This is a genomic window from Streptomyces bacillaris, assembly GCF_003268675.1.
Lineage (GTDB): Bacteria > Actinomycetota > Actinomycetes > Streptomycetales > Streptomycetaceae > Streptomyces > Streptomyces bacillaris.
Genome location: NZ_CP029378.1, coordinates 1,323,701 through 1,342,450 on the forward strand (window position 1 = coordinate 1,323,701; position 18,750 = coordinate 1,342,450).

The 18,750-nt window shown below is 73.6% G+C and carries 17 protein-coding genes; 11 read left to right on the forward strand and 6 right to left on the reverse strand.

Annotated features, from left to right (window positions below; genetic code table 11):
- The first annotated feature begins 44 nt into the window (after window positions 1-44).
- Entirely contained in the window at window positions 45-902 is an 858-nt protein-coding gene (locus DJ476_RS05475) for a polysaccharide deacetylase family protein (protein WP_103420404.1), read from the forward strand.
- A 29-nt stretch (window positions 903-931) separates the two neighbouring features.
- Here DJ476_RS05475 and DJ476_RS05480 read toward each other — a convergent pair whose 3' ends face one another.
- The 3 genes from DJ476_RS05480 to DJ476_RS05490 form a co-directional block, all read right to left on the reverse strand.
- A complete protein-coding gene (locus DJ476_RS05480) occupies window positions 932-1,699 on the reverse strand; it encodes a restriction endonuclease (RefSeq protein ID WP_112489983.1) in 768 nt (255 codons plus the stop codon).
- Between the two features lie 272 nt (window positions 1,700-1,971).
- A complete protein-coding gene (locus tag DJ476_RS05485; protein ID WP_103420473.1) occupies window positions 1,972-2,160 on the reverse strand; it encodes a hypothetical protein in 189 nt (62 codons plus the stop codon).
- Window positions 2,161-2,202: 42 nt separating this feature from the next.
- Window positions 2,203-2,877 carry an AIM24 family protein gene (locus DJ476_RS05490; protein WP_019762319.1) on the reverse strand — a complete coding sequence of 225 codons (675 nt, stop codon included), beginning with the start codon at window positions 2,875-2,877 and terminating at the stop codon, window positions 2,203-2,205.
- A gap of 71 nt (window positions 2,878-2,948) precedes the next feature.
- Between DJ476_RS05490 and DJ476_RS05495 the strand changes: the two genes are divergently transcribed.
- The 5 genes from DJ476_RS05495 to DJ476_RS05515 all read left to right on the forward strand — a co-directional run bounded on the left by DJ476_RS05495 (window position 2,949) and on the right by DJ476_RS05515 (window position 9,204).
- Window positions 2,949-3,749 carry a peptidyl-tRNA hydrolase gene (locus DJ476_RS05495; RefSeq protein ID WP_103420410.1) on the forward strand — a complete coding sequence of 267 codons (801 nt, stop codon included), beginning with the start codon at window positions 2,949-2,951 and terminating at the stop codon, window positions 3,747-3,749.
- Between the two features lie 431 nt (window positions 3,750-4,180).
- Window positions 4,181-4,927 carry a DUF4142 domain-containing protein gene (locus DJ476_RS05500; RefSeq protein WP_018491672.1) on the forward strand — a complete coding sequence of 249 codons (747 nt, stop codon included), beginning with the start codon at window positions 4,181-4,183 and terminating at the stop codon, window positions 4,925-4,927.
- Window positions 4,928-5,052: 125 nt separating this feature from the next.
- A complete protein-coding gene (locus DJ476_RS05505; RefSeq protein ID WP_112489984.1) occupies window positions 5,053-6,360 on the forward strand; it encodes a DUF692 domain-containing protein in 1,308 nt (435 codons plus the stop codon).
- An 8-nt stretch (window positions 6,361-6,368) separates the two neighbouring features.
- On the forward strand, window positions 6,369-7,400 hold the full coding sequence (locus tag DJ476_RS05510) for a TIGR04222 domain-containing membrane protein (protein ID WP_103420413.1): 1,032 nt from the start codon (window positions 6,369-6,371) through the stop codon (window positions 7,398-7,400).
- A gap of 235 nt (window positions 7,401-7,635) precedes the next feature.
- Complete coding sequence (locus DJ476_RS05515; RefSeq protein ID WP_112489985.1) at window positions 7,636-9,204, forward strand: alpha/beta hydrolase; 1,569 nt, start codon at window positions 7,636-7,638, stop codon at window positions 9,202-9,204.
- Between the two features lie 171 nt (window positions 9,205-9,375).
- Here the strand turns inward: DJ476_RS05515 and hemQ are convergent, their stop codons facing one another.
- Both hemQ and hemG read right to left on the reverse strand, forming a co-directional pair.
- Complete coding sequence (gene hemQ, locus DJ476_RS05520; protein ID WP_029395334.1) at window positions 9,376-10,104, reverse strand: hydrogen peroxide-dependent heme synthase; 729 nt, start codon at window positions 10,102-10,104, stop codon at window positions 9,376-9,378.
- Window positions 10,105-10,108: 4 nt separating this feature from the next.
- The gene (hemG, locus tag DJ476_RS05525) at window positions 10,109-11,620 is read right to left on the reverse strand and encodes a protoporphyrinogen oxidase (protein ID WP_112489986.1); all 1,512 of its coding nucleotides are present in this window, start codon (window positions 11,618-11,620) and stop codon (window positions 10,109-10,111) included.
- Between the two features lie 125 nt (window positions 11,621-11,745).
- On the opposite strand from hemG, the gene DJ476_RS05530 reads away from it, so the two are divergent.
- Entirely contained in the window at window positions 11,746-12,846 is a 1,101-nt protein-coding gene (locus tag DJ476_RS05530; protein WP_112489987.1) for a DUF4349 domain-containing protein, read from the forward strand.
- A 46-nt stretch (window positions 12,847-12,892) separates the two neighbouring features.
- Window positions 12,893-14,281: an FAD-dependent oxidoreductase gene (locus tag DJ476_RS05535; protein ID WP_112489988.1), complete on the forward strand. Its 1,389-nt coding sequence runs from the start codon at window positions 12,893-12,895 to the stop codon at window positions 14,279-14,281.
- A 75-nt stretch (window positions 14,282-14,356) separates the two neighbouring features.
- Here the strand turns inward: DJ476_RS05535 and hemE are convergent, their stop codons facing one another.
- On the reverse strand, window positions 14,357-15,454 hold the full coding sequence (hemE, locus tag DJ476_RS05540; protein ID WP_103420423.1) for a uroporphyrinogen decarboxylase: 1,098 nt from the start codon (window positions 15,452-15,454) through the stop codon (window positions 14,357-14,359).
- Between the two features lie 92 nt (window positions 15,455-15,546).
- Between hemE and DJ476_RS05545 the strand changes: the two genes are divergently transcribed.
- From DJ476_RS05545 to DJ476_RS05555, 3 genes are all read left to right on the forward strand, one after another.
- A complete protein-coding gene (locus tag DJ476_RS05545) occupies window positions 15,547-16,206 on the forward strand; it encodes a DUF3000 domain-containing protein (protein ID WP_112489989.1) in 660 nt (219 codons plus the stop codon).
- A gap of 211 nt (window positions 16,207-16,417) precedes the next feature.
- A complete protein-coding gene (locus DJ476_RS05550; RefSeq protein ID WP_018491682.1) occupies window positions 16,418-17,080 on the forward strand; it encodes a helix-turn-helix transcriptional regulator in 663 nt (220 codons plus the stop codon).
- A gap of 113 nt (window positions 17,081-17,193) precedes the next feature.
- Complete coding sequence (locus tag DJ476_RS05555) at window positions 17,194-18,468, forward strand: HRDC domain-containing protein (protein WP_103420425.1); 1,275 nt, start codon at window positions 17,194-17,196, stop codon at window positions 18,466-18,468.
- Window positions 18,469-18,750 lie beyond the last annotated feature (282 nt).

Sequence of the window (18,750 nt, forward strand, 5' to 3'; positions counted from 1 at the left end):
GTACTATCGGATACTTTCCGTGAGTGATCACTACTGCACGGAAGATGACGACGCTGACGGTGGCGGGGGTGTTGCTGGGCGGCGCCCTGGCCGGGTGCGGGGGCGGCACCCCGCCACCGCCCGCCCCCGTACCCACACCGCCCGCTGCCGCCGCCTCCCCCGCCCCTCCGAAGAAGCCGCCCACGATGGCTCCGGGACCGGCGGGACGCACCCCGGTCTTCGAGCGGCGCCCGGCCACGGGAACACCGGCGGGCCGCTCCCCGTCCGACGAGAAGGTCGTGGCGCTCTCGTTCGACGCGGACATGACGGCCGATCAGGGCCCCCGGGCGAAGGCGGGCGAACGCTTCGACAACCCGGAGCTGATCGCGCTCCTGCGCCGGCTGAAGGTGCCCTCCACGGTCTTCATGACCGGGCGGTGGGCGGAGGAGTACCCGGCGCAGGCGAAGGACATCGGCGCGGACGACCTGTTCGAGGTCGCCAACCACTCGTACAGCCACTACGCCTTCACCGCCGACTGCTACGGCCTGCCGGTGGTCGCGAAGGAGACCATGGCGCGCGATGTGGAGCGGGCCTTCGCCGCCTTCCGCGAGGCCGGTGTACGGAACGTGGTGCCGTACTTCCGCTTCCCCGGCGGCTGCTACGACGACGCGGCCCTGCGCGCGCTGGCCCCGGCGAACGTGACGGCGGTGCAGTGGGACGTGGTGAGCGGCGACGCGTTCGCGACGGACGCGGGGGCGGTGGCCCGGCAGGTGCTGGACGGGGTGCGGCCCGGGTCGCTGGTGGTGCTGCACTGCACGCGCAGCGCGGCACCGGTCACCGGGGAGGCGGTGGGCAGGATCGTCCCGGAGCTACGGAAGCGGGGCTACCGGTTCGTGAAGGTGTCGGAGCTGATGGAGGGCTGACGGAGGCCGGTCGAGCCTCCGCCAAGACCTCAGGTCAACGGAGTCGGACGGGGGCTGGAACTGGGGCTGGGACTCGGGCTGGGGCCGGGGCTGCGCGGAGGCGGCACGGCCCGCAGGAGTTCCCAGAGGGGCCGGCCGCCCCCGGCCCAGGTGGAGAGCGTGGCGCGGTCGACGAGGTGCAACCGCTGGGACCGCGCGAACTCCAGGGCGGGCCGGGAGAACCGCCCGTTGGTGACCAGCACGACGACATCACCGTGGTGCACGGGCCGGCCGGTGCCGTTGAGGACATGCAGATCCGGGGTCCCGACCGGGGCCCCCGCCGAACCGGCCTTGCGGTGCTTGCACTGGATGACCCAGCGCCGCCCGTACGGGTCGGTGGCCTTGACGTCGGCCCCATGGTCCCCGGCCCCGCCGACCTGGACGGCGTCGGTACAGCCGTCCCGGAACATCAGGTCCCGTACGGCATGCTCGAACGCGCGGTGGTGCAGCCGGTCCAACTGCTCCACGGCGTACCGCAGCGTTCGGGCCCACTCCTGCTCACGGCGGAGCCGGTCGGCCCGGTAGCGGAACCAGAGGACACCGCCCGCCACGGCGAGGAGGAGGACGAGCACCACGACCCACCGGTTCGCGGCGACCCAGTCGAGCAGCCTGCCGACCACCCAGAGCAGAAAGAGGACGCCGACGGCGAGGACGGCCAGCGACTGCCCCTGCTGCTTGCCGCGCCGGGAGGGCGTGCGCCGGGAGGGGGAGCGTCGGTAGGCGGAGCGTCGGGCCGGGGTACGGCGCCGGGCGCTCATCGGCCGAAGCCCGCGAGGCGAACGGCTCCCGCTCGGCGCACCACTCCGTTGCTGGTCAGCATGGCCGACACCTCTCCCCCGGTCCCCCGAACACCGACGTCCGTTTCTAACGCGCACGGGAGGACGGCGCGCCGGGCTTAACGGGAGTTGGCGACAATGCGGCGCTGAGCTGGCCGGATATCGCGGCCTCGGGCCGGTTGCGGACCGCTGACGGCGCGTGAGCCGACCGGAGAACCGATTCCGCGCCGCCTGCTCCGGCCGCCTCCTTCTCCTTAGCCGGAGCAGGCCGAGCGTCCCGCCTCCTGCCAGGCGCAGACCGGGCAGAGGGTGGCGCCCTTGGTCGACTCGGGGTACTCGGTCGGCTCACGGCAGAGCACGCACTCCGCGAACGCCTCGGCCGTGCCGGTGCCCGTTGGCGGAGTGGCGGCGGGTGGTGTGCAGTACGAGGCGTCGTCGTCCATGTCCACGAGCGTACGTAAGCCGGTTGTCGGCTTCCCGTACGGTCAGTTGGCCGTCCGCTCCGGCCTGGCCTCGCTCGGGCGGATGATGACGAAGCCCTCGCCCTGGAGCATCAGCTGGACGGCCTCGCCCGAGCCGCCGCGGACCATCGAGCCGACGCTCTGGGAGCGGTGCAGGGTGGTGGTGAGGTGCTGGCTCCAGCCGACGACCGCGTCCGTGTCGACGTACACCGGCTGGGCGGCCGTCACCGGGATCACGATGGGGGTGCCCTCGCACATCAGGCCGATCTTGCCGTACCCGGAGAAGACGCTGTTGAAGAGGCCGCCGCCGACCATCCCGGCGCCCTTCACCGTCCTGATCTCGTACGCGAGGGTGGCGTCGAAACAGAGGACGTTGCGGCCGTTGATGGTGAGCTGGTCGCCCTGGTCCATCTCCACGATGAAACAGTTGGCGGCCTCGTGCGCGAACCACGCCTCGCCCTGACCGCGTACGGCCATGAGCGGCAGGCCCTCGCCGGTGACCGCGCGCTTGAGCAGGCCGCCGATCCCCTGGCTCTTGCGCTCGAACTGGAGGTTGCCGCGGAAGGCGATCATCGAGCCCTGGCGGGCGTGCATCTCCCCGTTGACGGCGTACTTGATCGACTTGGAGTTCTGCAGGGTCATGCCGGGGGCGGTGGCCGGCTGGGCCAGGTGCTCGCTGGAAAACAGATCGCTCTTCATGCCGAGCATCCTCACCCGGACCGGCTGATTAAGCCAAGGAGGTGACGGGGGCCGCCTGGCAGACTGGGACGGTGAGCAGCGACGACACCGCCCAGAGCCCATCCGGCGACACCTCCCCGAGCCCCTTCCACGAGGGCCCTGCGGGTTCTGCCGATCCCGCCGGTTCCGCCCGTCCCGTCGACCGGGACGCGGCCCCCCAGTACGTGCTCCCGCTCGTGCTGCACCTGGAGAAGACGGACCCGCCCGCCCGGACGGACGCCCTGCGCACCGCCGCCCGCGCGGTGCTCACGATCCTGGCCGACGAGCGGTCCACCGGCGAGGGCGAGTGGGCGCGGGCCATGCGGGACTGGGAGGACGCCCGGATCCGCAAGGTGGTGCGCCGGGCGCGCGGCGCGGAGTGGCGCAAGGCGGCCGCGCTGCCCGGGATCACGGTCACGGGCGGGAGCGCGGAGGTACGGGTGTACCCGCCGATCCCGCTCGACGGCTGGCCCAAGGAGCTGGCCAAGCTCCAGGTCTCGGGCACCGACCTGGACGACCCCGAACCGCCCGCCGCCCCCGACCGGGAGGGCCCGGTGCTCTGGCTCAACCCGGAGCTGGAGATGTCCGCGGGCAAGACCATGGCCCAGGTCGGCCATGGCGCCCAGCTCGCCTGGTGGGAGCTGTCCGACACCGACCGCAAGGCCTGGCGCGAGGCGGGCTTCCCGCTCTCCGTGGCCACCGCGACCCCGGACCGCTGGCGTGAGCTGATCACGAGCGGCCTGCCGGTGGTCCGCGACGCGGGGTTCACCGAGATCGCGCCGGGGCCGACGGTCGTGGCGGAGGGCGGGGAGCGTTTCTGCCCGCTGCCGGGGGTGCAGACCGCCCGGCGGTGAACGCGCGGCCGCCGAGCCGCTTACCGTCCGCTTTCCCAGCCGACCGGGCCGACCGGGCCAGGCGGGCCTGTCTGGCCCGCCTGACCTGCCCGCTTGGCCGCCCGGTCCGCCTGGCCGCCGAGCCGCACACCGCCTTGCCAGGCCTGCCAGGCGACCAGGCCGACCTGACCTGCCCGGCCCGCCCGGCCGCCTGGCCGCCTGGCCGCCTGGCCGCCTGGCCGCCTGGCCGCCTGGCCGCCTGGCCGGAAAATAGTCCGCCCGCAGTTGAGCATTCCCGTGCCCGACTACGTATCTCCCGATACCGCCCCAGCGGCGCTACCGCCAAGTAGCCTGCACCGCACGCCGGTTGGCGGTCGGCGGTCGATCGGTGATCGGCCGGTGGCCGGCCGGCGTGACGGCGCTGTCACGTTCTCGTCCCGGGAGACACCTTGTTGCGACGCATCAACGGAACGGCCCTCATCATCGCGGCCCTGGTCGCCACGGTCGGCGCGCTCGCCTTCCCCGTCTGGTCCTACGCGGACCGCTCGGGCACCGGCGAGGCGAATCTCAACGCCTCCAGCGTCGCCACCCAGTGGGGCCCGCTCTCCGCGACCGACCGGGACTTCCTGGTCAAGGTGCGGCTCGCCGGGCTGTGGGAGCTGCCCGCCGGGCAGCAGGCGATCGAGCGGGCGCCCAGCGAGGCGACGAAGGCCGCCGGGGACCATCTGGTCGTCGGGCACGCGGACCTGGACCGGCGGGCCCGGGACGTGGCCGCCAAGCTCGGGGTGGAGCTGCCCAACCAGCCGACCGAGCAGCAGCAGGCGTGGCTGCGGGAGCTGACGGCGGCGAGCGGGGACGAGTACGAGCGGAAGTTCGCCAACATCCTGCGGGCCGCCCACGGCAAGGTCTTCGGGCTGATCGGCCAGGTGCGTCACACCACCCGCAACACCCTGATCCGGCAGCTCGCGAGCGACGCCAACCAGACCGTGCTGGACCACATCACCATGCTGGAGGCCACCGGCTTCGTCGACTTCGACGCCCTGGCCCGCGAGGCCGCCGGCGGGTCCACCGCCAGCCCCTCGGGCCCGCCCGCGCCCCGGGAGGGGCAGGTGCCGCTCGCCCCGGTGCCGGTCACGCCGTCCGGCGACCAGTCGTTCACCTCCCGCCCGGTGCCGCCGACCATGCCGCCGATGCCCTGACGTCGATGCCGTGACGTGACCTGCGGGCCGGAACCTCAAATCCTCCTCTGAACGTCCCCCTCTTCGGGTTCACCGCCGTTCCCCGGGGCCATCACCCCTGGACAGAACGGAGGAGGGGGAGACGGATGAGGCTGGGCATCGGGATCGGCTGGCGGCCGGAGATCGCCGCCGAGGTGGAGGCGCTCACGGGGATCGACTGGGTCGAGGCGGTGGCGGAGAACCTCTGCGCCGACCACCTCCCCGACTCCCTGGTCCGCCTGCGGGAGCGGGGCGTCACCGTCGTACCGCACGGCGTCTCGCTCGGCCTGGGCGGTGCCGACCGCCCGGCCCCCGAGCGGCTCGCGGGGCTGGCGGCCCGCGCCGAGCTGCTCGGTACGCCTCTGGTGACCGAGCACATCGCGTTCGTACGAGCCGGGGGGCCGCTGACCGCCTCTCCGCGGCTGGAAGCGGGCCACCTGCTGCCGGTCCCGCGCACCTGGGACGCGCTGGACGTGCTCTGCGAGAACGTGCGCATCGCTCAGGACGCATTGCCCGTGCCGCTGGCCCTGGAGAACATCGCGGCCCTGATCTCCTGGCCCGACGAGGAGCTGACCGAGGGGCAGTTCCTGGCGGAGCTGGTCGAGCGGACCGGGGTGCGGCTGCTGATCGACGTGGCCAACCTGCACACCAACCACGTCAACCGGGGCGAGGACCCGGCGAAGGCCCTGGACGAGCTGCCGGTGGAGGCCATCGCGTACGTCCATGTGGCGGGCGGGATCGAGAAGGACGGCGTCTGGCACGACACGCACGCCCACCCGGTGTCCGCCCCGGTCCTGGACGTCCTGGCCGAGCTGCGCTCCCGCGTCGACCCGCCGGGCGTCCTGCTGGAGCGCGACGACGCCTTCCCGCCGGGCGCGGAGCTGGCGGCCGAGCTGGAGACGATCCGGGGGACGCTGCGGTCGGCGGCCCCGGTGGCCGGTGCGCGTACGCACGCGCTTCAGGGAGCCCTCGCACGCGCCGCCCTCCCGGTCCGCACCCCCCGTCCCGGAGCCCGCGACCGTACCGCCGTCGCTCAGACCTCACTGCTCTCCGCGCTCGTCGCCGGGACGCCGGCCCCCGAGGGGTTCGACCACCGGCGGCTGCGGGCGCAGAGCCGGGCGCTGGCCGCCAAGCGGGCCGACGTCGTCGCCAAGGTGGCCCCCGAGCTGCCGGAGATCCTCGGTGACGGCTACCGCGCCGCGTTCCTCTCCTACGCCATGTCCCGCCCGATGAGCGGCGGTTACCGGCGCGACGCCATGGAGTTCGTCGAGCGGATCCTGGTCTCCGGCGGGCTCCCCGACCCCGTCGCACAGCGTCGGCTGACGCACTGGTGGGAGGACCGCTCGGGGCCCCGGCCGCCGGGCCGGACCTCCCGTCTCGTCCGGGCGGCCCGTGCCGTCCTCGTAGGGAAGTGACGACCGTCATGAACACGTTCGCCCTGCTGCTGACCCTCGCGGTCGTCCTCTCCACCGTGCTCCTCATCGCGAAGGCCGTCGCCTCCCGGTCCGGCCGCCGCACTCCCGTCGGCTCCTCCTACCCCGTCCACGACCTCTACGAGGCGGCGTTCCTCAACGGCGGTCCGGCCAGGGTCGCGGACACCGCGCTCACCACCCTGTACGGGGACGGGCGCGTGCTCATCGGTGGGCCCGGGATCGTCTCCGTACGGCACGAGCAGGCGCACGACCCGGTGGAACGCGCCGTGTTCCAGGTGCTGGCGACCGCGCCCAGCGGTGCCCTGCACGCGGTACGGGAAGCGGTCATGCGCCACCCGGCGGTGCAGGAGATCGGAGACCGGCTGGCGGAGCGGGGGCTGCTGGTGCCGCCCGCCGCGAGCCGTCCCGTACGGCGCTGGGGGCTGATCCAGGGGGTGAGCTGCATCGTCGGTTTCCCGCTCGCCATCGCCGCCACGGTCCTCCAGTACGTGACCCACGACTCGCCGTTCGACATGCCGTTCCCGTTCGTCCTGAAGGTGCTGCCCGCGATCCTGCTCGGCGGGATCAGCGGGCTCGTCGTGGCGGCGGCCGCCGCTGGCCGGCTCACCCGGGCAGGCCGCCGGGCCGCCCACGAGTTCCGGACCGCCCACGCCTACCAGGTCACCCCGCCGTACCTCGTCGCCACCCAGGGGCTGCGCGCCCTCCCGGACCCGGTGCTCCAGGCCCACCTGATCGCGGCGGCCGGGCTGAACGCACCGTCCGGGCGGTCGCGTCACCGGTACCGGACGGCGGGGGTCGTGGGCGGTGCGGCAGCGGCCGGGGGCTTCGCGGCCACCACCGTGTGGTGCGCCGACGCGGGCCCCGGGCAGACGAGTTGCGGCGGGTCGAGCGGCGGCGGGTCGGGTTCCGGTTGCGGCGGAGGGTCCGGATGCGGCGGCTCCGGATCGAGCTGCAGTGGCGGGTCCAGCTGTGGCGGGGGCTCCAGCTGCGGAGGCGGGGGCGGCTGCGGCGGCGGTTCCTGAGCCGTCAGCGCTCCGGGGGGACGGTTCCCGAACCGTCGGCCTTCACGTAGCCACGCCCCTCCCGAACCGTCCGCCTCCCGAACCGTCCGGCCCCCGAGCCGTCAGCCCTCAGGTAGCCCCCTCACCCTTCAGGTGGTGCGAACGGGTCGATCCACGCAACACGCCCGCCCGGTACTGGACTTCACCCGCCCCCACCCCCACCATCCCCTCTCCGCATCCGCAGAGAGGCCCCGCCGTGAGAGCAGTACCCCTGTACGCAACGATCGGCTCGCTGGTCCTGTCGGCCCTGGCCGGCACCGCACCGGCCGCCGCCTCGGACCGGACCGGCGGCGGCTCCGCCGAGGGGCGCGGTACGGCGGTCGCGGCGGCCCGCGCGGCGGCGGCCGGCATCTCCTTCGGGGCCTGCCCGGAGGAGGAGATGTTCCCGGACTCCCTGGAGTGCGGCACCGTACGGGTCCCCCTGGACTACGCCCGCCCGGACGGCCCGGCCATCCCGCTCGCCGTGAGCCGCACCCGCGCCACCGGTGAACCCGCCGAGCGGCAGGGCTCGTTCGTCTACAACCCGGGCGGGCCCGGCGCCTCCAGCATCACCTTCCCGCTGCTGGGCGAGATGTCCGAGTGGAAGGAGGTGGCCGAGGCCTACGACCTGGTCGGCTACGCCCCGCGCGGCGTCGGCACCTCCGCCCCGCTCTCCTGCCAGGACCCCGCCGTCTTCGCGCAGAGCCCCACCGACTCCCCCGCCCACCCCACCACCGCGTACAAGGAGAAACGGATCGCCCAGGCGCGGGCGTACGCGAAGGGGTGCAAGGAGAGCGCGGGCGAGGCACTGCGCCATTACACCTCACTCAACAACGCCCGTGACCTGGAGGTGCTGCGGGCCGCCCTCGGGGACGAGCGGCTGACCTTCATGGGCGCCTCGTACGGCACGTACATCGGCTCCCTGTACGCGACCCTCTTCCCCGCACGCGTACGCCGGATGGTCTTCGACTCCGCGGTCGACCCGGACCCGGAGAAGATCTGGTACCGCTCCAACCTCGACCAGTCGCTCGCCTTCGAGTCCCGCTGGGAGGACTTCCGGCGCTGGGTCGCCCGGCACGACGACGTCTACGGGCTCGGCGCCTCCCCCGAGGCCGTACAGCGTCACTACGACGACGTGCGCACCGCGCTCGCGGCCGAACCGGCGGGCGGGACGGTGGGGCCGGGGCAGCTCCACGCGGGGTTCCTCCAGGCCGTGTACTACGACGACTACTGGGCGATGCGGGCGACGGCCCTCTCCGAGTACGTCCGGGGGAACGCGGAGCCGCTGGTCACGCAGTTGTCGCCGCGCGCGATCACGGCGAAGGACGACGAGAACGAGCGGGCCGTCTACACCGCCGTCGAGTGCAACGACGCGCCGTGGCCCGAGGAGTGGGAGGTCTGGGACCGCGACCACACGGACCTCGCCCGCATCGCGCCCTTCCAGACCTGGCACAACGCCTTCACCAACCTGCCGTGCGCCTTCTGGCCCGCACCCCGGCAGCGGCCGCTGGACGTCTCCACCGGGTGGGGCGAGCTGCCGCCGGTGCTGATCCTGGCGACGGAGCGCGACGCGGCGACCCCGTACAAGGGCGCGCTGGAGCTGCAGCGGCGGCTGCGCGGCGCGGTGCTCGTGACGGAGCGGGGGGCGGGGACGCACGGGGTCGGCGGGTTCGGGAACGCCTGCGTGGACGACCACATGCGGCGGTATCTGCTGACGGGCGAGACGCCCGCCGGGGACGCGGAGTGCGCCCCGCGCGCGGAGCCGAACCCCGTATCGCTGGACTAGGGCCGGACCAGGACCTGTCCGACGTGTGGAAACGGGCCCTGTGGACGCACTCTCGGTGCGCCCACAGGGCCCGAAGCCGAACCCGGTGTCGCTGGAACGGCGGGCGGCACGGTCGGTGCCGGATGCCCGTCTTCTGATCTTCCGGGTTGGGGTGGTGCGGGAACTCGCTGGCTATGCGAGCCCGGCCACCAGGTCTGCGATGTCCTTCCGGCGGCCCGTGTAGAACGGGATCTCCTCGCGCACGTGGAGCCGTGCCTCGGAGGCGCGCAGGTGGCGCATCAGGTCGACGATGCGGTACAGCTCGTCCGCCTCGAAGGCGAGGATCCACTCGTAGTCGCCCAGGGAGAAGGAGGCGACGGTGTTGGCGCGGACGTCCGGGTAGCCCCGGGCCATCTTGCCGTGGTCCGCGAGCATGCGGCGGCGGTCCTCGTCGGGCAGCAGGTACCAGTCGTAGGACCGGACGAAGGGGTAGACGCTGATGTAGTCGCGCGGGGTCTCGTCGGCGAGGAACGCCGGGATGTGCGACTTGTTGAACTCGGCGGGCCGGTGCAGGGCCATGTTCGACCAGACCGGTTCGAGAGCGCGCCCGAGCTTGGTGCGGCGGAAGAGGTTGTAGGCGTCCTGGAGCTGGTCCGAGGTCTCGGCGTGCCACCAGATCATCAGGTCGGCGTCGGCGCGGAGACCGGAGAGGTCGTAGGTGCCGCGCACCGTGACGTCCTTGGCCGCGAGCTGGTCGAACAGCTCCTGGACCTCGTCCGCGTATCCCGTCCGGTCCAGCGGCAGCACGTCGCGGAGTTTGAAGACCGACCAGAGGGTGTAGCGGATGACCTCGTTGAGGTCCTTGGCCTTCTTTCCGGCGTTCGGACTCTTGCTGGGTGTCACAGTCTCAGGAGCACTCATACGGCTATTGTCCCGCCTCGCTCCCGGTGCCCCGAACCAGGGTCGGCGTGGCGATGATCTCGCTCGTGGTCTCCCCCGCCGGAACGCTCGTGGTCTTCCCCGTCAGGTCCCGGGCGATCTCGTCGGCCGCCCGCTGCGCGCTCGCGATGCAGGCGGGGATGCCGACCCCGTCGTAGACCGCGCCGCAGACGCGGAGCGCGGGCAGTTTCGCGACCTCGTCGCGGATGCGGGCCACGCGGGTGTGGTGGCCGACCGGGTACTGCGGGAGGCCGCCGATCCAGCGGGTGACCTCGGTGTCGACGGGGCGGGCGGCGAGCCCGGTGGCTTCGCGCAGGTCCCGCAGGGAGACGGCGACGAGTTCGCCGTCCTCGCGGTGCAGGTGGTCCTCCTCGCCGTAGCGGCCGACCGAGGTGCGGAGCACGAAGAGGTCGGGGGCGGCGTCCGCGACCCACTGCCACTTGTTGCTGGAGAAGGTGGAGGCCTTGATGGTGCGGCCGTCGACCGGCGGTACGAGGAAGCCTGAGCGGCCGCGCAGGGCCTCGAGCCCCTCGATGTCGGCGCGCCGGAAGGCCATCGTGACCAGGGCCATCGAGGCGTACTCGACGCCGGTCAGCTCGGTGGAGGCGGCCGGGGACTCGGCGGCCAGCAGGGCGGAGGCGGACCAGGCGGGGGTGGCCAGGACGATGCCGTCGGCGGTGATCGTGCCGGTGTCGGTGCGGACCGTCCACCCCGTGGCCGTACGGGTCAGGCCGAGGACCGGGGTCTCGGTCAGGATCTCGCCGCCCCCGGCCCGTACGGCATCGCCCACGGCCCCGGGAAGGGTGCCGATGCCGCCCTGGAGGCCCTGGAAGACGGGGCCGGTCTGCTGCCGGGCCGCGGCGCGCTCCTGGATGCGGCGGACGGCCTCCAGCAGCGGGCCGCCCTCCTGCACCTCTTCGAAGAGCTGCGGTACGGCGGCGCGCAGCGAGATCCGGTAGGCGTCGCCCGCGTAGACCCCGCCGAGAAGGGGCTCCACCAGCCGGTCGACGACCTCGCGGCCGAGCCGGTCCGCCACGTACGCGCCGACGGCCACGTCGTCCCCGACGGGCGTCGGGGTCAGGTCGCGCTCCTGCGCGATCCGGGCCAGCCCCTCGGGGGAGAGCACGCCCTCCAGGGCCGCCGGGTCGCCGGGGACGCCCATGACGTGGCCCTTGGGCATCGGGCGCAGCGCGTCGCGGGTCCAGAGGGAGGCGGTGGCGGTGGCGGGCGGCTGAAGGCGGCCGGAGAGGCCGACGGCCTCGGCCAGGGCGACCGCCTCGGGGCGGCGGGCGAGCACCGACTCGGCGCCCAGGTCGACCTGGACGCCCGCGACCTCGCCGGTCATGAGCTTGCCGCCGAGCCGGTCGGTCGCCTCCAGGAGCGTGACCCGCAGGCCGGTGGCGACCAGGCGGTGGGCGGCGGCCAGTCCGGCGACGCCGCCGCCGATGACGACGACGTGGCGCGCGGGCGTGTCCGCATCCTGCTGTGAACGCTGCATGGGTCCACTCTCTCAAACCCCTTCCCGGCCCCGACCGTGACCACTTCGAAACCCGCGGCCGGAAACCGGTTCGGAGACGTCCGCGTCGAATCGGCACTGTCAACGACTGTCCTGGGGGACCTGTTATGACCAGCGACAACGGCCGCTTCCTCGCCCGGCCGCCGCGTGCGCACCGCCACCGCCGGGCCCGTCTCCGCGCGGCCCCGGTGGCGGGCGCGCTCGGTGCGGTGCTGCTCGTCGGCGGCTGCGGGGCGGCCGACAACGCGGGGAGCACGAGGGACCTGAAGGCCGACGCGCCGCAGGGGCTCGTGGACGAGCAGTACGCGCCGGACGGTGCGGACGAGGCCGGCTCCGCGGCGGCGTCCGCCGCTCCGGCGGAGGGAGCGGAGGGCGCGAAGGGCGCCGAGCAGCGGCAGAAGGCGCCGAAGCCGGGGGCGGCGGGCACCCATGTCATCCGGACCACCGAGCTGTCGGTGGAGGTGGAGAGCGCCCCGAAGGCGGCGGCCGCCGCCCGGAGCACGGTGGAGTCGAGCGGAGGGCTGGTGGCGACCGAGACCACCGAGCGGATCGACGACCGGCACGAGACCTCGCACCTCGTGCTGCGGGTGCCGCAGGACCGCTACCAGGAGGTGCTGGGCAAGCTCGCCGGCTCCGGGAAGGTGCTCTCCCGCTCCTCGAACGCCAAGGACGTCACCGACCAGGTCGTCGATGTCGAGAGCCGGATCGCCACCCAGCGGGCGAGCGTGGCGCGGGTGCGGGAGCTGATGGACAAGGCGGAGAAGCTCACCGATGTGGTCACCCTGGAAGGGGAGCTGAGCAGCCGTCAGGCCGATCTGGAGTCGCTGCTCGCCCAGCAGGCGAGCCTGAAGGACCGCACCTCGCTGGCGACGGTCACGCTGGACCTGACCGAGCCGGACGCCCCGCGCAAGAGCGGGAAGGACGACGACCCGGGGTTCCTGGACGCGCTGGGCGGCGGCTGGGACGCGTTCGTGACGATGTTCCGGTGGATCGCGGTGGCACTCGGCGCCTCGGCCCCGTTCCTGGTGACGGCGGCGCTGGCGCTGGTGGTGTGGCGTACGGTACGCGCCCGGCGCACGGCCCGTACGGCGGCGGAGGCACCGCGTCCGGAAGCGGAGCCGGAGACCCGGACGGGAGCGGAGCCGGAGACCCGGACGGGAGCGGAGCCGGAGGCCCGGCCCGAGGCCGGGAGCACGCCCGCTCCCTGAGCGCCGTAGCGTGGGCTCCCTGATACGGCGGAAGGGGCCCGGAGACATGGCAGCGGAGCGACTCGTGGTGATCGGCGGCGACGCGGCGGGCATGTCCGCCGCGTCGCAGGCCCGCAGGCTCAAGGGGCCGGACGAGCTGGAGATCGTCGCCTTCGAGCGCTCCCGCTGGACCTCGTACTCCGCGTGCGGCATCCCGTACTGGGTGAGCGGGGACGTGAAGCACCGGGACGACCTCATCGCCCGTACCCCCGAGGAGCACCGCGAGCGGGACATCGACCTGCGGATGCGCACCGAGGTCACCGAGATCGACGTGGCCGGGCAGCGGGTGCGGGCGGTGGACCGGGAGAGCGGCGAGGCGTACTGGACGGGGTTCGACAAGCTGGTGATCGCCACCGGGGCCCGGCCGGTCCGCCCCGCCCTGCCCGGCATCGACGCGCCGGGCGTGCACGGGGTGCAGACCCTGGGCGACGGGCAGGCGCTGCTGGACTCGCTGGACGCCCTGGACCCCGGCCGGAGGCGGCGGGCGGTCGTGGTCGGCGCCGGGTACATCGGCGTCGAGATGGCCGAGGCGATGCTGAAGCACGGTTTCGAGGTGACCGTCCTCAACCGGGGGAAGCAGCCGATGGCGACGCTCGACCCGGACATGGGCGAGCTGGTCCACGAGGCGATGGACGGGCTCGGGATCACCACGGTCAACGGTGCGGCGGTGACCGCGATCCTGACGGGTCCGGACGGCCGGGTGAGCGAGGTGGCGACCGAGGAGCGGACCTACCCGGCGGACGTGGTGGTCCTCGGCATCGGCGTCGAGCCGGAAGCGGAGCTGGCCCGGGCGGCGGGGCTCGCGGTGGGGCCGCACGGCGGGATCCTCACCGACCTGGCGATGCGCGCGGTGGGCCACGAGAACATCTGGGCGGGCGGCGACTGCGTGGAGGTCCTGGACCTGGTGGCGGGCCGGACCCGCCACATCGCGCTGGGCACGCACGCCAACAAGCACGGCCAGGTGATCGGTTCCAACGTCGGGGGCGGCTACGGCACGTTCCCGGGAGTCGTCGGTACGGCGGTGAGCAAGGTCTGCGACCTGGAGATCGCCCGGACCGGGCTGCGGGAGAAGGACGCCCGCGCGGTGGGGCTGCGCTACGTCACGGCGACCATCGAGTCGACGCAGCGGGCGGGGTACTACCCGGGGGCGAAGCCGATGACGGTGAAGATGATCGCGGAGCACCGTACGGGCCGGCTGCTCGGGGTGCAGATCGTGGGCCGCGAGGGGTCCGCGAAGCGGGTGGACGTAGCGGCGGTGGCGCTGACGGCCGGGATGACGGTGGAGCAGATGACGGCGCTGGACCTCGGCTACGCCCCGCCGTTCTCGCCGGTCTGGGACCCGGTCCTGGTGGCGGCCCGCAAGACGGTGGCGGCGGTGCGGGGCGCGGGGAGCTGAGGCCGGTCCCGTGCAGGGAGCTGAGAGCGGGGCCGGCCGTCCAAGGAACGGACCGGCCCCGGGGCTCGCGGTCGGTCAGCGCGCGGTCTGCTCGTGGACGTATCCCACGAGCCGGGTGAGCGCGTCCGGGTCCATCGACGGCATGACGCCGTGGCCCAGGTTGAAGACGTGGCCCTCCAGACCGGCGGCGGCGTCCAGCACCTCGCGGGTCTTGGCCTCGACCGCCGGGGTGGGCGCGAAGAGGACGGCCGGGTCCAGGTTGCCCTGGAGCGCCTTGCCGGGGCCGACGCGGCGGGCGGCCTCGTCCAGCGGGACCCGCCAGTCGACGCCGACGACGTCCGCCCCGGCCTCGCCCATCAGCCCGAGCAGCTCGCCGGTGCCGACGCCGAAGTGGATGCGGGGGACGTCGTACGGGGCGACGGCGTCGAAGACCTTCGCGGAGGCGGGGAGCACCGAGTGGCGGTAGTCGGCGGGGGCGAGGGCGCCGACCCAGGAGTCGAAGAGCTGGACGGCGGAGGCGCCGGCCTCGATCTGGACCTTGAGGAAGGCGCCGGTGATCTCCGCGAGCCGGTCCACGAGGTCGGCCCAGAGCTGCGGGTCGCCGTACATCATGGCCTTGGTGCGCTCGTGGCTGCGCGAGGGGCCGCCCTCGACCAGGTAGCTGGCGAGGGTGAAGGGGGCTCCGGCGAAGCCGATGAGCGGGGTGGCGCCCAGCTCGGCGGTGAGCATCCCGATGGCCTCGGTGACGTACGGGACGTCCTCGGGGGTGAGGTCGCGCAGCCGGGCCAGGTCGGCGCGGGTGCGGATCGGCTCGGCCACGACGGGGCCGACGCCGGGCTTGATGTCGAGGTCGATGCCGATGGCCTTGAGCGGGACCACGATGTCGCTGAAGTAGATCGCGGCGTCGACCTTGTGGCGGCGGACGGGCTGGAGGGTGATCTCGGTGACCAGCTCCGGCATCATGCAGGAGTCGAGCATCGCGATGCCCTCGCGGACCTTCAGGTACTCGGGGAGCGAGCGCCCCGCCTGCCGCATGAACCAGACCGGCGTGTGCGGGACCGGTTCGCGCCGGCAGGCCTTGATGAAGGCCGAGTCGCGGGTGGCGTTCCGGGCGGGGTGGTGGCTGGCGGCGGTCGTCGTCTGCTGGCCCGAAGGGCGGTCGTTGGCGCTCACGCACCAAATCTTCGCACGCACGGTGAAGGAGCCCGGCGCCGCACGGGTGTCTCTCCCTGCGCGCGGGCCGCGTTCCGCCTACTCTTCCCGGCATGGCTCCGGCTCAGGGACAGTTCTCCGATCATTCCGATGGCGCTGACGGCAAGGGCGGTGCGGAGGGTCCTCCGGTACCTCCCCCGTTCCGGTGCGCGGTCGACGCGCTGCGCTCCGCGCGGCTCCGCCCGGAGCTGGAGGTGGAGACCACCCGGCCGCCGCAGCGGCTGGCGCCCTACGCGTACGCCCTGGAGGTGGCGGTGGTCGACGGGGAGGACGATCTCGCGGACGGCCGGCTGGTCCTGCTGCACGATCCGGCGGGGCACGACGCCTGGCAGGGGACGTTCCGGCTGGTGACCCTGGTGCGGGCGGAGCTGGAGCCGGAGATGGCCGCCGATCCGCTGCTGCCGGAGGTGTGCTGGTCCTGGCTGACGGGGGCGCTGGACGCGCGCGGATTGTCGTACGGGGAAGCCGGAGGGACGGTGACACGCGCCGGATCGCACTACTTCGGTGCGCTGGGCGCGCGCCGTCCGGCGACGCAGATCGAGATCCGGGCCTCGTGGACGCCGCGCGAGGGGCGCGGCGGGGTGCCGGACACGGCATCGCACCTGATGGCCTGGGGTGAGCTGCTCTGTCAGATCGCGGGGCTGCCGCCGTCGGATCCGGCGGACGCGGCGGTGGTGACGCTGCCGCAGCGGCGTGGTCCGCAGGTTTCGTAACCCAGCGTCACCCATTCGCACATATACCGGCTCTCTTTTCGTACAATCGATCGCGCGTCCTATTTGCCCGAATTGTTACTCACCAAATAGTGATCTTCCTCTAAAGGAGGACGGGTCTGCTGCCGAAGAGGTCAATGACCCTTCAAGCACGGTTCGCCCCGGCTTCATCCCCCGAGCCGGCCCCGTCCCGCCACTCCCCCCAGGAGGCCTGGTGTCCGTTCTCCTTGAGCAGCCCGCAAGCCTGGTCGCCTACCGCCCGAACAAGCCGACGGCCATGGTCGTCGTGGCCGACCCGCGCGTCCGTTCCACCGTCACCCGCCATCTGTGGGCCCTCGGAGTACGTGACGTCATCGAGGCGTCGTCCATCGCGGAGGCACGTCCCCGCGTCGGCAACCCGCGCGACATCTGCATTGCCGACGTCCACCTGCCCGACGGTTCCGGGCTGACCCTGCTGTCCGAGACCCGTGCCGCAGGCTGGCCCAACGGTCTCGCCCTCTCCGCCGCCGACGACATCGGCGCCGTTCGCAACGCCCTCGCGGGCGGCGTGAAGGGGTACGTCGTCACCGGCACCCGAACCAACATCGGCCACCCCGGCCGTCCCGGCGTCGCCCCCATCGGCGCCAATGCCGCCCGTATGCACCGCCGTCCCCCCGGGTCCCCGAGCCACCCGGGCGGCTACCGCGAACTGTCCGGCCGCGAGGTGGAGGTGCTCCGCCTGGTCGCCGAGGGCCAGTCCAACAAGGCCATCGGCGTCTCGATGGGCCTCTCCGCCCTGACCGTCAAGTCCCACCTGGCCCGTATCGCCCGCAAGCTCGGCACCGGGGACCGCGCCGGAATGGTCGCCGTCGCCCTGCGGACGGGCATCATCCACTGACCGCCCCCGCCCGGACGTGCACCGATGCGCCTCCGGCTGGAATACGCGCATGGCCACCCGTCGACGGAACGTTACGTCGACGGGTGGCGCGTATACACAGATACCCTTGACGGGTGACCGACGCCCAAGAGACCGCAGCAGACACTTCACTGCGAACCACCGGGGGCGCTCCCCCGGACGACGTCGCCCCGGCGCCGATCCCCTTGCTCGAACCGCGCGAGGGCATTCCCCCGGTGGTGGCCTCCGACGACGCCCTGGCCCGGGTGATCGCGGACTTCGCCCGCGGCACCGGACCGGTGGCCGTCGACGCCGAGCGCGCCTCCGGCTACCGCTACGGCCAGCGCGCCTACCTCGTGCAGCTGCGCCGTGACGGCGCGGGCAGCGCCCTGGTCGACCCGGTCGGCTGCCCCGACCTCTCCGGCCTCTCCACCGCGCTGACCGGCTCCGAGTGGATCCTGCACGCCGCCACCCAGGACCTGCCCTGCCTGCGGGACATAGGCATGGCTCCCACCTCGCTCTTCGACACCGAGCTGGCCGGACGGCTCGCGGGCTTCCCGCGCGTCGGCCTCGGCGCCATGGTCGAGAACGTCCTCGGTTACGCCCTGGAGAAGGGCCACTCCGCCGTCGACTGGTCCACCCGCCCGCTGCCCGAGCCCTGGCTGCGGTACGCGGCGCTCGACGTGGAGCTGCTGATCGACCTGCGCGACGCGCTGGAGGAGGAGCTGGAGCGGCAGGGGAAGCTGGAGTGGGCCCGGGAGGAGTTCGACGCCATCGCCTCGGCGCCGCCCGCCCCGCCCCGCAAGGACCCCTGGCGCCGCACCTCGGGGATGCACAAGGTCCGCCGCCGCCGTCAGATGGCGGTCGTCCGCGAGCTGTGGAACGCCCGGGACCAGGTGGCCCAGCGGCGGGACATCTCCCCCGGCAAGGTGCTCGGCGACGCCGCGATCGTGGAGGCGGCCCTCGCGCTGCCCGCCAATGTGCAGGCGCTGACCGCACTGCCCGGATTCGGCCACCGGATGGGGCGCCGGCAGCTGGAGCAGTGGCAGGCGGCCGTGGACCGGGCCAGGGCGCTGCCGGAGTCGGAGCTGCCGCAGCCCGGCCAGCAGCCGGCCGGGCCGCCGCCCCCGCGCTCCTGGGCGGACAAGGACCCGGCGGCCGCGGCCCGGCTCTCGGCCGCCCGCACCGCCGTCTCGGAGCTGGCCGAGCGGCTCCACATGCCCCAGGAGAACCTGATCACCCCGGACACCGTGCGCCGGGTCTGCTGGGAGCCGCCGAAGAGCCTGACACCGGGCGCGGTGGAGGACACCCTCGCGGCGTACGGGGCCCGGCACTGGCAGATCGAGCAGGTCGGCCCGCTCCTGGTCCGGGCGCTCGCCGCCGGCGCCTGAGCCCCGCACCTCGGACACCCCCGGTCACCGGCCGGGGGTTTTCCGTTGCCCTGGACCGGCCCGACCGGGGGCCACGCCCTGTTCGCGGACCGAACCGATGGTCGAAATCGCGCCAGGTTCGGAGCCTCTCCCTCCGCCTGACGGACGCCTCTGCGGGCACCCGCTGGATGTGACCTTCGACGCTCCGGCCATGGGGGGTGGGCAGTCTGGTTACCCGCAAGTAGCATGAGGGCAGGCGGTGCGCCCCCGGGCGTGCCCCGCAGCAGTGCCATCCCGCACCCT